Origin of the sequence: Paraglaciecola marina (genome assembly GCF_004360155.1) — a bacterium.
In the GTDB taxonomy this organism is placed as follows: Bacteria; Pseudomonadota; Gammaproteobacteria; order Enterobacterales; family Alteromonadaceae; genus Paraglaciecola; species Paraglaciecola marina.
On sequence record NZ_SAIS01000039.1, the window covers coordinates 15,842 to 31,864 of the forward strand.

General features: G+C 39.4%; 10 protein-coding genes. 5 read left to right on the forward strand and 5 right to left on the reverse strand.

Going from position 1 to position 16,023, the window contains the following annotated elements:
* The first annotated feature begins 134 nt into the window (after positions 1–134).
* From EOK74_RS20095 to EOK74_RS20110, 4 genes are all read left to right on the forward strand, one after another.
* Positions 135–1,151 (forward strand): GGDEF domain-containing protein, encoded by a 1,017-nt coding sequence (locus EOK74_RS20095; RefSeq protein WP_133471908.1) that lies wholly within the window; start codon positions 135–137, stop codon positions 1,149–1,151.
* Positions 1,152–1,263: 112 nt separating this feature from the next.
* Positions 1,264–5,556, forward strand: coding sequence for a DEAD/DEAH box helicase (locus tag EOK74_RS20100; protein WP_133471909.1), 4,293 nt, complete (start codon positions 1,264–1,266; stop codon positions 5,554–5,556).
* Positions 5,557–5,747: 191 nt separating this feature from the next.
* Positions 5,748–7,838: an elongation factor G gene (fusA, locus tag EOK74_RS20105; RefSeq protein ID WP_133471910.1), complete on the forward strand. Its 2,091-nt coding sequence runs from the start codon at positions 5,748–5,750 to the stop codon at positions 7,836–7,838.
* Between the two features lie 179 nt (positions 7,839–8,017).
* Complete coding sequence (locus EOK74_RS20110) at positions 8,018–8,767, forward strand: BamJ family beta-barrel-assembly machinery protein (RefSeq protein WP_133471911.1); 750 nt, start codon at positions 8,018–8,020, stop codon at positions 8,765–8,767.
* A gap of 76 nt (positions 8,768–8,843) precedes the next feature.
* Here EOK74_RS20110 and EOK74_RS20115 read toward each other — a convergent pair whose 3' ends face one another.
* The gene (locus tag EOK74_RS20115) at positions 8,844–9,797 is read right to left on the reverse strand and encodes a DM13 domain-containing protein (protein ID WP_133471912.1); all 954 of its coding nucleotides are present in this window, start codon (positions 9,795–9,797) and stop codon (positions 8,844–8,846) included.
* Between the two features lie 92 nt (positions 9,798–9,889).
* A complete protein-coding gene (locus tag EOK74_RS20120; protein ID WP_133471913.1) occupies positions 9,890–10,690 on the reverse strand; it encodes a peptidylprolyl isomerase in 801 nt (266 codons plus the stop codon).
* A gap of 205 nt (positions 10,691–10,895) precedes the next feature.
* On the opposite strand from EOK74_RS20120, the gene EOK74_RS20125 reads away from it, so the two are divergent.
* Entirely contained in the window at positions 10,896–12,884 is a 1,989-nt protein-coding gene (locus EOK74_RS20125) for an alpha/beta hydrolase family protein (RefSeq protein WP_133471914.1), read from the forward strand.
* A gap of 111 nt (positions 12,885–12,995) precedes the next feature.
* Here the strand turns inward: EOK74_RS20125 and EOK74_RS20130 are convergent, their stop codons facing one another.
* The 3 genes from EOK74_RS20130 to EOK74_RS20140 form a co-directional block, all read right to left on the reverse strand.
* A complete protein-coding gene (locus tag EOK74_RS20130; RefSeq protein ID WP_133471915.1) occupies positions 12,996–14,048 on the reverse strand; it encodes an aldo/keto reductase in 1,053 nt (350 codons plus the stop codon).
* A gap of 65 nt (positions 14,049–14,113) precedes the next feature.
* Positions 14,114–14,683, reverse strand: a complete 570-nt coding sequence (locus tag EOK74_RS20135) for a hypothetical protein (protein WP_133471916.1) — start codon at positions 14,681–14,683, stop codon at positions 14,114–14,116.
* 57 nt (positions 14,684–14,740) lie between these two features.
* Positions 14,741–15,826: a YHYH protein gene (locus EOK74_RS20140; RefSeq protein ID WP_133471917.1), complete on the reverse strand. Its 1,086-nt coding sequence runs from the start codon at positions 15,824–15,826 to the stop codon at positions 14,741–14,743.
* Positions 15,827–16,023 lie beyond the last annotated feature (197 nt).

A 16,023-nucleotide genomic window follows, 5' to 3' on the forward strand; every position in this document is an offset into this window, starting at 1 on the left:
GAAGATAGTGAGTAAATAAAGCACCTAGTCACTAATTCGATAATGTAATTTTAAATATACGGTTATCGACTAATAATATAATCTAATTACGTTTACATGATTAGATACTTAGTTAGGCATAATGAGATCCTATAATGGCTGATAAAAATTTTGAAAAGTCTTTCGAGACACTAAAGCAAACTATACCTTTAATGTTAAAGCATAAAGTGTCTGCTGTACCTACTAATTACGCACTTTGGTACACCTATGCATCAAACGAGGTACCAGAATTAAGTCACGCCATTGACCATGCTTTAGATAACAAACTTCCTCTTTCTAAAACCAAATCAAAAGAGTTATATCGAAACTTTGTAGCCGAACAAGAAGAAACATCAGCATGGGAGCTAAGGCAATCTGTTGAAGCCATGTTGCTTGAACTATCCCAGTCTCTCCAAGATACGCGAACAGAAACCACCAGTTTTAAAGAAAACATGGACTCTTGCATCGATGACTTAGCAAGAGTAGAAAAAGAAGGCTTATCCATAGAGGAAGCCATGGCCTTAGTACGCAACTTAGTAAGAGACACTCAAAATATCAGGCGCAGCACCATTAGTTTTAATGCATCTTTGAATGACGCACAGAATGAAATCATTGCCTTGCGGGCTCAGTTAGAGAAAAGCCAGCAAGATGCACTTTATGATGCATTAACAGGCCTATGTAATAGACGTTTTTTCGACGAAGATCTCGCGGCCCAATCAATGAATCCAAATTTATTTCTACTCATAGTTGACCTAGATTACTTTAAAAAAATTAATGATACCTATGGCCATGTTATGGGCGACTTAGTATTAAAAGCCACAGCTAAAAAGCTACAAGCTAGTTGCCGAGATGGCGCTCAGGCCTTTCGTTTTGGAGGAGAAGAATTTGCAGTTATTATTCCCAATAGTAACTTTTCAAAAGCCAAAAGTATTGCTGAATCAATGAGAAAGGCTATTGAGAAAATTACAGTAAAGGACAAACGCACAGGTCAGGTAGTAGGTGATATTTCAGCTTCCATAGGAATTGGTGAGTTACTAAAGGGCATGAATCCACTCGCCCTTATTGAAAAAGCTGACAAGCAGCTTTATAAAGCTAAAAACCTTGGACGTAACCGAGTTATGCCAATGAGTTAAGGCTCACTATATATAAGACTACACATTACCATTAGCAACTGCTTTAGCATTTTGAATTAGGTGATTGTGAAAAATCATTTTTAACAAAACGTTCTTAATAAATGGCAATTAGATGTCTCTTGCTTCTTTGATTCAACCACAAACTCACCAGCTAATTGATAGCTTGTACCGCTCATTTTTAAGGCTAAGTGATGCAGAAAGAAGTGTGTTAATTATCCTTTCCGTGATCTACAAACCAATTGGTATCAATAAGTTAGAGCAAGTCATAGACATACTGTATAGAAGTGACTTTTTACCTGAAGTAAAAAGCAGTTACCGCTTATCTCCCAAGAAAAAGCAACAGCTAATACAACTAGAACTTTTGGTATCCAATAAAAATGGCATTCTGGTCAACAAGCTGCTGGCAAATCCCCTAACCACTAAAATTGAATTATTACCTTGCAAATATGAGTTAACAGCCAAGCAAAAGGTAGAAGAAATTATAATGGCTGCGGAGCAAGTTGTGCCCGTGCTTAGTAGTCTAAGTTGGCAAACAAAGAATATTGACGAACAAAGAGTTATCCGCGATTTCTATTTTTTAGGGAAAATATCGCTTGTTGAAAAAGCGTTGCAGTTTAATAAGAACCCGCAAATTATTAACCATCGTAAAAACAATGTTTTACTAGAAACGCTGTTCTTACCCTTTGATCTAGAAATTTTTTTAGAGTTACCAGCCAGCATTCAATACCAAGCTTTTGCTAGTCTATTTAGGTTTTTCCAAAAAGAAGGGAAAAGTTGCGAATACCCTATACAGCTTTTAGAACAAGTATGCAGAGCACACTCTAGTGAAAATAAACAAACTCAAAATCCAGAATGTCTTTATTTACTCGCCGAGCAATATTTATATCAGCTGCGTTTTACTGATTTAAAAAACTTACTTAGCACACACAATAGCACTAGTTACGCCCTGCAACTCCACGGAGCTTATTGCTTTTTAACGGGTAACAATCAACAAGCCGTAAATTACTTTGAGCAAGCCCTAGCTGCTAAAAATAAGGTTACTAAACGAAAGAAACAGTATTTGGGCGAGGTATTAGGGTATTTCTATAAACTCGCACTAATGATTCAGGGAAACCAAGAAGATGCCAATTACTATGCAATGGCATTGCAACAAATAGAAAATGAAGAAAGCGACCGAAAAGCTGATAGTGATTTTGCGAACTTAGGGCCAAATTTAATTAGGCCAATTCGATGTTTGTCTACAGCTGAAAAATACAATATTAATGTTAAATATCATTGTATTGATGAGAGCGTAGATTTTTTCTGCCACCAGCTAAATTATTTAAACTACTTACTAGCAAATGTTTGGTGCAATCAGATTCAAGATCCTCAGTTTGAGAAATTAGCCCTAACGCATCAAGCTAAATTTAACCAATTAACTTACCCCTTATTTGCCAACTTATGTCAGCAACTAGCTGAGAGTTTTAATGGAGCGAGTAAAGAGAAAACATTCCCAGATCCTGAATCAAGACTATTGAATATTGCCACTGTTATTAAAGTGAAAGCCCAGTGGGATGTGGCCTTAGACCAACTTATCGCCCTTAACTCTGCAGCAGACACTCACACAGAGCCCAAAGAGCAAGCCTCGGCAAAACCAATTCGCTTAATTTGGGAATTAGTAGAAGATTATGAAGATCACCTAGTCGCCCGAGAACAAAAGTTAAATAAGTCTGGCTGGAGCAAAGGCCGAGTAGTTGCATTAAAGCGCTTAAAAGAAGAGCCAGAAAAGTTTGATTACCTAACCGACAGCGACAAAAAAATTTGTAAGGCGATTGCCGCCTATCAGAGTTGGGGATATTACTCAAAAGTAGAATACTTTTTGCAAGGCGCAGCAGCTTTAGAAGCGGCTGTGGGAATAGAAAACTTATACAAAGCAGGCAATTTAACCCAAGCTATTGAGCTTTATAAGAAAGAGCCAGAATTATTGGTGAGCCAGCAAGGTGATGAACTTTGTTTAAGTGTTGCCGATATTTCGGTGGATATTGATGCAGACGAACAGCAAAGTGTGTATAGCCTCACGTCACTATCGAATACCTCATATCAACTCACTGTTTTTGCCCCAGAACACATAAGAGTAGCCAAAATAATAGGTGAAGCGGGATTGTTAATTCCACTTAGTGCCAAACAAAAAGCATTAGACGGTATATCTGCCATCGCCCCGTTTTTAAATATTCAATCAAACATAACAGAGTTAGATACAGGGCTAGATAATCAAGAATGCGACCCGAATCTAATCGTCAACATTGAACCAACACAACAAGGCTTAACCTTTACCTGTGTTGTCATGCCATTTGGAGAACAAGGGCCTGTATACAAACCGGCTATTGGTAGCGCTAGCCTTACAACTGAGTTAAATGGAAAACGTGTCGCCACCCAAAGAGACTTACTGCGAGAAGAAGTTTTATTGGATCTGCTAGACCAAGCTTGTCCTGCTTTTTTAAATATGCCGGGCAACATTCTAATTGAAGAGGACTTACAGCAAGCCTTGGCCATACTTGAGCAGCTTGAAACCGCTATCACTGAAAACACCTTTGATTTAATTCTACGCTGGCCAAAAGGCAAAAAAATAAACTTAACTAAAACCTTAGATAGTGCCCATTTACAGCTATCTTTTGGTAAGAAAAGTGAGTGGTTTGATATAAGCGGTAATTTACAAATAAATGACGAACAGGTTATTGAAGTACGCAAACTATTAGAACTAGTAGGCACCAGCAACGGCCGTTTTATTGAGCTTGGCAGCGAGCAAATACTCGCTCTTTCCGAAGACTTACGCCATAAATTAGAGCAAATCAATCAAGTTACAGACCAAGGTAAATTTCATCCATTGGCTAGTTTGCAAATAGAAGAAGCCACAAAGGGTATGCGCATGAAAACCATTCATGCGTGGGAACAACAAACCCAAAAGATGCATCAAGCTAATGAAATTCAACCTAAAATTCCATCAACCTTTCACGCAAAGCTACGAGATTATCAATTAGAGGGATATGATTGGGCTTCACGCCTAGCCCATTGGGGCGCAGGAGCCTGCCTAGCCGATGATATGGGGCTAGGAAAAACCTTGCAAGCATTAGCGGTACTTTTGTCTCGTGCGAGCCAAGGGGCAAGTTTAGTAATTGCCCCGACATCTGTCTGTTTTAACTGGCAACAAGAAGCCTTAAAGTTTGCGCCGACTCTAAATATAAAGCTATTTTCAGATGCCACCAGTACCATCCAACGTGAAACTTTATTAAGCAACCTAGCTCCTTTTGACTGTGTCATCATTAGTTATGGTCTATTGCAAAGAGAAAGCGACATACTTAAACACGTGCAATGGCACAGCATCATTGCTGATGAAGCCCAAGCGCTGAAAAACCCTTTGACTAAACGTAGTAAAGCCGCTTTTGCCCTAAAAGGTGATTTTAAAATGATCACCACAGGCACCCCAATTGAAAACGACTTAACCGAATTGTGGAGTTTATTTCGTTTTATTAACCCTGGGCTACTTGGCAATGTTAAACGTTTTGGTGAGCGCTTTTCGCTGCCCATAGAGAATGCCAAAGAAGATAAGTTAGCCGCTAGAAAAGCTAGTCTGGGACTAAAAGCTTTAATTCAGCCTTTCATTTTGCGGCGCATGAAAAGCCAGGTATTAACCGAGTTACCCCCCCGCACCGAAATTAATATTCAAGTAAAAATGAGTGAAAAAGAACAGACGTTTTATGAAGCCTTAAGACTCAACGCAATCGACAATATCAGCCAAGACAGTCAACCACCTCATGTAGGCAATCAGCGGATAAAAATGCTTGCTGAACTCATGAAGCTGCGCCAAGCATGCTGTAATCCCAAACTCATCATGGCAGAAACCAATCTACCCAGTGCTAAACTTGCGGCTCTTGATGAGTTACTAGAAGAGCTTAGGCTCAATAATCACAAAGCGTTAGTTTTCAGCCAGTTTGTAGGACATTTACAACTAATCAAGCAGCATATTGAGAACAAGGGGTTTAGTTATCAATACTTAGATGGTGCAACTCCACAAAAGGAACGCCAGAAACGGGTCAATGCCTTTCAAAGTGGAGACGGTGAAGTATTTTTAATTAGCCTGAAAGCAGGAGGTTCTGGTTTAAACTTAACCGCTGCAGATTATGTGATTCATATGGATCCATGGTGGAACCCTGCGGTAGAAGAGCAGGCTTCGGACCGGGCCCATAGAATGGGGCAAAAGCGGCCCGTCACCATTTATAGGTTAATCACGCAAAACACCATTGAAGAAAAGATAGTGGCTTTACATCAACATAAACGAGATCTTGCCGACAAGCTGTTGTCAGATAACGAAACTTCCACAAACCTTTCTGTTGAAGATATGCTGAACTTGCTTAAAGAAAACTTCTAAAGTCATAATTTTATGACATCAAAGGATTTCAAACTTAAAGATCATTATCTGAAATCAAATAATTGAATTTATTTTTCAAAAAAAACTGATTATTTTTAATTTCTTGATTTTTATACAAAAGAAAAATCGGCATCTAGTTGAAATATCTTGTATAATCCCGCGCAATTTTTACTCACAATGAAGTTGAACCAATGACCGATTTATCTAAATACAGAAATATTGGTATTTTTGCCCACGTTGACGCGGGTAAAACGACCACTACAGAAAGAATCCTTAAACTTACAGGCCAAATCCATAAGACTGGTGAAGTACATGACGGTGAATCTACTACCGATTTCATGGAACAAGAAGCCGAGCGCGGTATTACTATCCAATCAGCAGCTGTAACATGTTTTTGGAAAGATCACCGTTTTAACGTTATCGATACTCCTGGGCACGTTGACTTTACAGTTGAAGTATATCGTTCACTTAAAGTACTAGACGGCGGTGTAGGTGTATTCTGTGGTTCTGGTGGTGTTGAGCCTCAATCAGAAACTAACTGGCGTTATGCGAATGACTCAGAAGTTGCACGTATTATCTTCGTAAACAAGTTAGACCGTATGGGTGCTGATTTTTATCGTGTAGTTCAACAGACTAAAGACGTACTAGCTGCTAACCCACTAGTGATGGTTTTACCAATCGGAATCGAAGACGAGTTTGTGGGTGTTGTTGACCTTCTAACCCGTAAAGCATACGTTTGGGATGACACAGGTTTACCTGAAAACTACGAAATTCAAGATGTTCCTGCGGACATGGTTGATAAAGTAGAAGAGTACCGTGAACAGTTAGTCGAAACTGCTGTTGAGCAAGACGACGATCTAATGATGGCTTACATGGAAGGTGAAGAACCTTCTATAGAAGATATCAAGCGTTGTATCCGTAAAGGTACGCGTACCATGGACTTCTTCCCAACATACTGTGGTTCTGCCTTCAAAAACAAAGGTGTGCAACTTATTCTTGATGCTGTTGTTGATTACTTACCTTCACCTACTGAAGTTGACCCTCAACCTCTTACAGATGAAGAAGGCGAGCCTACTGGCAAGCATGCTCTAGTTTCTGCAGATGAAACATTCAAAGCATTAGCATTTAAAATTACAGATGACCGTTTTGGTGCCCTTACTTTCGTACGTATATACTCAGGTACGCTTAAGAAAGGCGACACCATACTAAATGCTGCTACAGGTAAGACTGAGCGTATTGGTCGTATGTGTGAGATGCAAGCAGATGATCGTAATGAATTAAGCAGCGCTCAAGCGGGTGACATCATCGCTATCGTTGGTATGAAGAGTAATGTTCAAACAGGTCACACACTATGTGATCCTAAAGATCCAATCATTCTAGAAGCTATGGTATTCCCAGAGCCAGTAATCTCTATTTCTGTTAAGCCAAAAGATAAAGGTTCAACTGAAAAAATGGGTATTGCTATCGGTAAAATGGTTGCTGAAGATCCAACTTTCCGCGTTGAAACTGACGATGACTCAGGTGAAACGATTCTTTCTGGTATGGGTGAACTTCACTTAGATATCAAAGTAGATATCTTGAAGCGTACTTACGGTGTTGAGTTAGAAGTTGGTCAACCTCAGGTTGCATACCGTGAAACTATCACACAAGAAGTTGAAGATTCTTATACCCATAAGAAGCAATCAGGTGGTTCTGGTCAATTCGGTAAAATCGACTACCGCATCAAACCTGGCGAAGCTAACACAGGCTTTACATTCAAATCTGTTGTTGTGGGCGGTAACGTACCTAAAGAATTCTTCCCTGCTATCGAGAAAGGCTTTAAAGGCATGATGGATACAGGTGTTCTAGCTGGCTTCCCAGTGCTAGACGTTGAAGTTGAATTATACGACGGTGGATTCCACGCAGTTGATTCATCAGCGGTTGCGTTTGAAATCGCCGCTAAAGGCGCTTTCCGTCAATCAATTCCTAAGGCTGGTCCTCAGTTAATTGAACCAATCATGAAAGTTGACGTATTTACGCCTGACGATCACGTTGGTGATGTTATCGGTGATTTAAACCGTCGTCGTGGCATGATAAAAGATCAAGAAGCAGGCGCAACAGGTGTTCGTGTTAAAGCTGACGTTCCTCTATCTGAAATGTTTGGTTACATCGGAAGCCTACGTACTATGACTTCTGGTCGTGGTCAGTTCTCAATGGAATTCTCACACTACAGCCCTTGTCCAAATGCTGTATCTGAGAAAGTTATTGCAGAAGTGAAAGAGCGTAACGCAGCTAAAAAATAAAACATCTTAGTTTTATTAAAAAGCCCCATTAATTATTTATTAACGGGGCTTTTTTGATCTTGCCCTTGAATACTGAAGCATCAAACCCTATGTATCTTTTTGAAGATTACTCTTATCTGTTTTTATCTGGCCAAATTACGATAGTGACATTAGACCTCCTCCAATTTTAGGAAAATTACATGAAATTAAAATCACTCGCCTTTTTGACGGCATCATCTTTATTTCTTGCTGCATGCGGCAATGATAAAACAAGTACGACAGAAACTGCGGCAGAAAGCACCGTAGACACGGCGGCTGCAGCTGCAGATCCTGCGTTAGCGAGTATTGAACAAAAGTTAAGTTATATTGTAGGGACTAACCTAGCAGGGCAATTTCAGCGTGACGGGTTAACGCTAGACCTAGATGCTTTAACCTTAGCATTAGATGATGTGAAATCTGGTACTAAATCACGCTTAAGTGATGAAGAAATCAACCAGACCATCACAACTATTCAACAGCAAGCACAAGAAAAGCAGCAGCTTGCTAGAGAAGCAGACAGCGCTAAAAATAAAGCTGCAGGCCTTGCTTACCTTGAAGCTAATGCCAAAAAAGAAGGTGTAGTGGTTACTGAGAGTGGCTTGCAATATAAAGAAGTCGTATCTGGTGATGGCCCAATGCCAACTTCAGAGCAAACTGTAGTAGTGCATTATAAAGGTACTCTGATTGATGGAACTCAGTTCGATAGTTCGTACGACCGTGGTACGCCTGCAGAATTTCCTGTTACTGGCGTGATCCAAGGTTGGGTTGAAGCGCTACAACTAATGAACGTAGGTGATAAATTTGAGCTTACCATTCCATCAGAGCTAGCTTATGGACAACGCGGTAGCGGTCAAACAATAGGACCTGACGCGACCTTATTATTTGATGTTGAGCTTATTGAAATAAAATAACCTATATCGTCTAAAAAATAACAGCCTTACAAGGTTATGCTTGTAAGGCTTTTTTATTTAAATATATTAACGTAAATTAGGGAGCTTCTAAACGTAGATTTCCAAAGTCAGCACTAAAGGCGACGCACCACACACTTACACTATCAAGGTCATCCACAAACTTGCCTTCTGGTAACTCTAACAATATCGTTTCATTTGTATAACTTCGCCCATCAAGACGCTCACCGATTGCAAATGCCTCTGAGTCAGTAAAATTACCATTTATTCCCCCATAAAATCTTACATTAGGCGCCGCGCCATCAAAGTTAAACTGGGTAATCTCCAAAGTACAATCGTCAATCACTGTTGCCTTGCCAGAAACACTGTGAGCTAAAGTGGAAAAAGTACCTGTATAGCCAATTTTTGTGGAGTCTGCTGTACACCCTCTGGTCGTAGCCATATTACCTAGAGCTAAATTAAGATGTTCAATGGCATCTTGTTCGCTTATCAAAGACGTATTAACAGCCCCTGCGTTAGCCACAAGGTCTTCTACCTGTGATGCAAAGTCTGTTGCGGCAAAGTTTATGTCTACGCCAACAGCTTGATTGTGCGCTTCATCAGTAATGGTTATACCATTTCCCTGTATGCCGTCATGATCTAATGTTTGTAGTAAACGAGCCATATTTGAAACCCGAATGTCATTGACTGTTGTAACAGAGAAAACATCAAGAGGTGTAATGAGAGTTTGAGCTATAACGGAGGGAAACTGAATATCTCCAATAGAAAAGATGACGGCTTCACCTTGAATATAAGAAAACTCCCCATCTTCATTAGTCGTACCCGATTGGGTAGCCGTTGAATAAGTCAGACCTTGCACGGCAGAGTCAACAAACACACCTGTTAGCACGGTAGGTACTGTGGGGCTTTGATTTCCGGTATCTCCACCAGAACCTCCACAACCAGTTAAAAGTAGCAAAATACCGGTAATTAGAAATACCGACCAATAAAGAAAAAGATAAACTGGTGGTTTAACCATTTTTAATAAAGACATATATTTTGCTCACATAATAAAAAGTCATTTATTATGAATGACGCTGATTGTGAATTCCTCACAGAACTATCACAATTGCAATCAAATTTAACTCAACTTAATATTGATTTTGATCTTGTCGCTATCCCTGCCAATGCTAATAAAGTTAACCATAAAAATGTGCCACCTCCTGAGCTAGATGTACCACCCATACTGCTATCAGCATCTATTAATGTATTTTCAACTGGGCTTAAAAAAGCTGCGGTATCAATTGCCGCATCGGTTACTACAACATCAGCAATCACCACTAAGTTTTCTTCGGCAATCACCACATCATTTGCAAAATCTGTAGCTGTATAGTCCAACATAGGGATATCGGTAAAAGCGCTGCCCAGGTCAACTGTGCTTGTACTGGCTATAACATCAGCGGTTTGCATACCTGCATCAGATACTTGGCCAAATACAGTAAAGCCACTATTTTGAGTATCCAGATTACTACTGTTATCTGCCAAATTAATAAACCATTGTGACGTTGCGCTATCAGCAGAGCCTGATAGCTTAGCCATGGCAATGGTACCTCTCAAATTAGAATACACAGGCTCATTAATTACTGCTGGCCCAGTTTCTATAGTGTCTAAAGGTACTTCTCCTGCAGCAGCAGAGCCAGAATATTCATAACCTCCACTTTGGATAATAAACCCAGTAACAGAACGGTGTACCACAACATTGGCATAAGCCCCTGAATTTACATAACTCAAAAAGTTCTCAACGGTTTCTGGAGTCGCATCATCAAACAGATTAACTTCGATATCACCAAGTGAAGTACGAATTTCTACTATGGTTGCGTAAGATGAAATAGAGACTAAACATAAAGCAGCAGTGGCACATAACACACGGATATTTTTTAAAGACATAATGACTTTTTATAATGGAATGAAACTCAGGTTAATACATAACCATTTGAAATACAAAGAATATGAAGAGGGTTGATAAACTCACCAAGTAGCTATTCAGTATAAAAATATACGCATAACTACTATTGTAAAATAATGGGTTACTAGTAGAATCCATTACCCTAGTAGTCGGGAAATTTAATAATTTTTACATTAAGGATAATACGTGAAGCAGCACCTTTGTATACTCTTGCTAATCTTTTGCACGTCTAGTTTTTCTCAAGACATTCCACTTTATGACTTTGTTCGCCATGGTGATTATTTAGATATGAAATTGTCTCCTGATGGTAAACACCTATTGGCCCGTGTACGTGTAGATGGAAAGATTGGAGTATTGTTTCTTCGTTCTAAAGATATGGCCTATATTGGCGGCGTTAGGCCAAGAGAAGGAGACGAAATTCACTCTGCACAATGGATTAATAATGAGCGCGTGATTTACCAATATGCAGAACAACGTATGCGCCTTGATCGCCCAGTGGCAACAGGTGAAATATTTGCCACCAACATAGATGGTAGTAAAGCAGAGTTTTTGTATGGCTTCAGAGCATCAGAAGGTCCTAATAGCAGCCGTATAAAAAAGCGAGAAAGCACTAGAGCAACACCCTACATTATAAGCCAGTTAGAAGATGATGATGATCATATACTGATAATCGAACATCCTTGGACCTTAAAAAACAATCAATTATGGGATTTACGTCTAAAAGCCCCAGTCATCAGCAAATTAAATATTTATAATGGCCGTAAACGTAAAGTTCAAACCATATCCCATCCCGGCGCGACCGTTTTAGCAACTAGTAAAGGTGATGTGAAGTTTATAACTTGGTCTGATGAAAATAATAATATATTCACCGCCTATCGAGAAAATGCAAACTCTGCATGGAAGGACTTCGACCTCTCCTTAAACTCTAAGAGAAATTTTATACCCGTCGCTGTAGATGACACATCAGATAATGTCTACTTTAAAGGATACAATGAAGCACAAACAATTCTTAACCTCTATAAATACAATACTCAAAGCAAGCAATTAACCGAGGTTTTTTCTGATTTAACAACCGATCTAACAATATGGTCATTTGATCCTTTAAACTACCAACCAATTGTAGGGATATCACAACCTGATAAAACTTCTTATCACTACACAGAAGATACCTCACCAAAGGTAAAAATTCACAAAATGTTGGTAGAGGCCTTTAATCATCAAACTGTATTAATTACTAGCCAAAACAAAAGCGGTAAGCTGATGTTAGTACATGTAAGTAGTGATATTAATCCCGGTGAATTTTATTTATTTAACACAGAAACTATGGATGCAAAATTCCTTTGGGCTAATCGCTCATGGTTAGATCCAAGGCAGTTACAACCCAAACAAGCCTTTTCATTTTTAACTAAGGATGAGGTAAAAGTTCACGGTTATTTGACTATGCCTGCCAAGTCAAATAATACAGAAAAAGTACCATTAGTTGTCAAAGTGCACGGAGGACCACATCAAACAAGAGATTATTGGGAGTTTGATGGTGAAGTGCAATTGCTTGCCAATAAAGGTTATGCGGTATTAGAAGTAAACTACAGGGGTAGTGCTGGGTACGGCAAAATTTTCGAAAAGAAAGGTTATCTGGAATGGGGAGGCACCATGATAGATGACATTATTGAAGCGACTCAACATACAATATCCCAAGGAGCTGTGCAGGCAGATAAAGTTTGTATTTATGGTGGGAGTTACGGCGGATATGCTGCGCTTATGTCTGCAGTAAGAGCTCCGGACCTTTTTAAATGTACCATAGGGTATGTGGGAATTTACAACTTACATTATGCCTACTCTGAAAGTGACACTATGCTTAGTTTAGGTGGAGAGGCCTATTTACAAAAAGTCTTAGGTACAGATAAAGAGCTATTGGATGAGTTTTCCCCTGTTAATCACGTTGATAAAATAAAAGCTAAGGTATTGTTGATTCATGGGGAAAAAGATACCCGAGTCCCAGTCATTAATGCTCTAAAGATGCGTGAAAAGTTACAGGAAGTTGGCAAAGAAGTACCATATATTAGCTTCAAAAAAAGTGGTCACGGGGTATATGATGAGGAAGGAAGAAAACAATTATATGAAGCAGTTATCGATTTCTTAGACACCAATATTGGTGCTAAAAGTAATGAACTCTAAGTTCGGATATTAATCGCATTAAATCTTAGACTTACTCCACGCGGTGCAAATGAAGTAGAGGTTACATCTACCTTTACTTCATTACCTTACAATTATTGGTTTTATCCTAGCTTAAAAAGGTACTGGATACTCCTTAAACACCTCTGCAATTGCGATAAGCACATCTTCAGCAAGAGTGACATCAAATGCTTCAATATTTTCTGATAGCTGCGCCATATTTGTTGCGCCGATTATAGTTGAGGTTACTCCATCTACTTGATCACACCAAGCTAAAGCTAGTTGCGCAGGACTGAGCTGATGCGCTTTAGCTATATTTACATACTTGGCGGTTGCAGCATGCGTTACTTCTGTATCTCGGAATATGCCATTCCTTTGAACTAAGGTCCAACGGCTACCTTTTGGTAATTGTTTGTTTAGATATTTACCACTTAATGCACCACCTGCTAGAGGTGACCAAGGCAAGTACGCAACGTCTTCATGGATGCAGTTCTCTATCAAATACGGCCAATCTTTAGCATGCAGTAAACTAAACTCGTTTTGAATAGATACCATGCGTGGTAAAGCGTATTGGTCACTCAATTTAAGGTAGGTATTTATGCCCCAAGGAGTGTCATCAGACAAGCCACAAAAGCGTATTTTACCTGCTTTAATGCAATCATCTAGGGCCTGAAGAATTTCTAGCATCTGATTGGTTTCAACATCAGAGTTAGCTTTAGAAAAGGTCACTTGCCCAGGCCAGTGTTTAGCGAAGTGGGGTGATACACGGTTAGGCCAATGTAATTGAAAAAGATCAATGTAATCGGTTTTCAATCGCCCTAATGAAGCATCGACAGATTCAATAACACTTTCAGCTGTAATTTTATGACCATCACGGATATAAGACAAACCAGGACCTGCGATTTTACTGGCTAAAATAAAGTCTTTTCTTCTTGCTGGATTAGTAGCAATCCAGTTACCGATAATACGTTCTGTGTCACCATGTTTGTCAGCCGCTGGCGGCACTGGATAAAGTTCAGCTGTATCAATAAAATTGACGCCTTTACTTAAAGCGAAATCGATTTGCTCATTGGCTTCTTGCTGGGTATTTTGTATTCCCCACGTCATGCTTCCAAGACATACTCTTGAAACATTAACACCACTGCTTCCTAACTTTGAATACTGCATCACACCTCCATAATTTTCTTAATAGTAACAAAATCTAGAAGTGCATTTTATAAATTTTTTTGAACTCAACTAGAGGTTTTAGGTATCACCGAATGAAAGAAGCCGATACTTTGTCCGGAGAAATCATTACTCTGATTCAATAAATATTTTTTTGTTTTCTGGCCATCTATCAGCCTTAGTAAATTATTTTGAGAGTCATTATTCGACATACTCGCTAGGCGGAAATCAAGTTGCATCACATCTTTTGGCATACCTTTAATTTCAAAAATGAACACAGACTGATGTTCGTTCAATTTAATTCTTCCTTTGCCTAAACTTAATTTTACTGGTTTAGTTGCACTTTTATCTTCGGAATATTCCATTGCTGAAACGTCAAAACCGCTTTTTATATGAGTAATCAGCTTTTGTTTATATTCAGTACTCTCTTGGGCCAGGTTAGCTAAACTTGTATCTCCTTTCATAGCTTCTCTTAACGATGTATCAAGCCCATGAAGTGGTGTCATAAGCTCATAAACCCATAGGTCATCTGCCATATGCCTAATATGAAAGGTAGCGATGTTACTGTCATGTGCAAAGCTATGATGTACGAAACTTAAACTAAAAAGTAAGGTGATAATTTTAAAATAGTTAAACATATTGAGTCTCCTGCATTAAGCTGCAAATTGGCAGCCTAATGCATTTATGGTTGGCAATTACTGAACAGAAAAATCATTTCGCTCTGCAAAACTTCCCATTAAACAAACTGGTACATTAGGTGCACCCGTTTCTAATGCATGGTAGTGATACACACCTTCTGAATATTCATCTGTTGCATGACTATGGCCATTGCATTCATCAACCGTTGCGACACTATTCGGGTCCGTGGGCACTGCATCTACCGCATCATATGCCGCATATATTGGGAAACCATCTTTAGCCAAACCCGCAAAGGCAGTTGGGTCTTCGTATTCAATATATGAATTGCTGCAACTGATCCCATATAAATCAGTTAAGTCGTATTCTTCCGATTCAAATACAGTGTTTATGGATTGAGGTATGAAATGCCAATGATAATAACCAGCGGGGTCTGCGTGCCCTCCACAATGATCTAATGCAGGAATGTTTCCACTGCCTGTACCACCAATCCCAGCTTCTGCTGTGGTAACACTAGGTGGGTCGCCTTTAATTGGGATACCATTGATGCCTAGACCAATACTACCTACTGTCTCAATGTAATAAGCTTCAGAGCGAAACTCAGGGGTAACGGGTATCAAATAGGTTACTGTTAAACTTGAGTCAAATGGCATAGACAAGCAATAACTGTAATCTCCGCCACCGCCAGAGCGAATATTACCGTCTTCATCAACTATGTCGTAACCGTCAGCATCCATCCCTTGTGCTGCATCAACCAAAGACTGAAAGCCAGGATTGGTATCACCATCATAAACCCCAAGGCCAGCCTCATCTCTAGGAGTGGTTATGCTGTCAGGGCAATAGGGGCCGATGGTGCCTTCGCCTTCAGTATCACCCACAGTATTAGCAGCAAAAGTAAGCTCATAACAAGTGGTTGTGGTGCCATTTTCTAGGGTACAACTGACTTGCTCCTCGCTTAAAGGAAGTACATCAAATAAATCAGCATTATAGTTACCTGAGGTACTGTCGCTTGTATCTGTTTCTGTTTCTGTTTCTGTTTCAGAAGTATCTACTGTTGTGACGGCATTTCCATTGTCAGAACTACCACAACCCACAGTCGCTGCAGCTAAAGATAATATGAAAATCATCGATTTGAATTTAAGCATTGTTACTAACCTTTTTAAGCTTTGAGCTTAGATAATAACAAACAATTCAATTTCTAAAATACGGCCCATATAACATCCATATTCTTTACACATTATTTTTACTAAATTTTAGGCAATAAAAAAGGCTGCACAAGTGCAGCCTTCTTAAAGCAAGGTTTTAGAACTAGTCTAAAATCTTAGCAACAACACCCGCACCT

Excerpts from the sequence above, each read along its gene's own strand:
- EOK74_RS20095 (WP_133471908.1), top strand. The coding sequence starts at position 135 with ATGGCTGATAAAAATTTTGAAAAGTCTTTCGAGACACTAAAGCAAACT.
- EOK74_RS20100 (WP_133471909.1), top strand. The coding sequence starts at position 1,264 with ATGTCTCTTGCTTCTTTGATTCAACCACAAACTCACCAGCTAATTGAT.
- fusA (WP_133471910.1), top strand. The coding sequence starts at position 5,748 with ATGACCGATTTATCTAAATACAGAAATATTGGTATTTTTGCCCACGTT.
- EOK74_RS20110 (WP_133471911.1), top strand. The coding sequence starts at position 8,018 with ATGAAATTAAAATCACTCGCCTTTTTGACGGCATCATCTTTATTTCTT.
- EOK74_RS20115 (WP_133471912.1), bottom strand. The coding sequence starts at position 9,797 with ATGTCTTTATTAAAAATGGTTAAACCACCAGTTTATCTTTTTCTTTAT.
- EOK74_RS20120 (WP_133471913.1), bottom strand. The coding sequence starts at position 10,690 with ATGTCTTTAAAAAATATCCGTGTGTTATGTGCCACTGCTGCTTTATGT.
- EOK74_RS20130 (WP_133471915.1), bottom strand. The coding sequence starts at position 14,048 with ATGCAGTATTCAAAGTTAGGAAGCAGTGGTGTTAATGTTTCAAGAGTA.
- EOK74_RS20135 (WP_133471916.1), bottom strand. The coding sequence starts at position 14,683 with ATGTTTAACTATTTTAAAATTATCACCTTACTTTTTAGTTTAAGTTTC.
- EOK74_RS20140 (WP_133471917.1), bottom strand. The coding sequence starts at position 15,826 with ATGCTTAAATTCAAATCGATGATTTTCATATTATCTTTAGCTGCAGCG.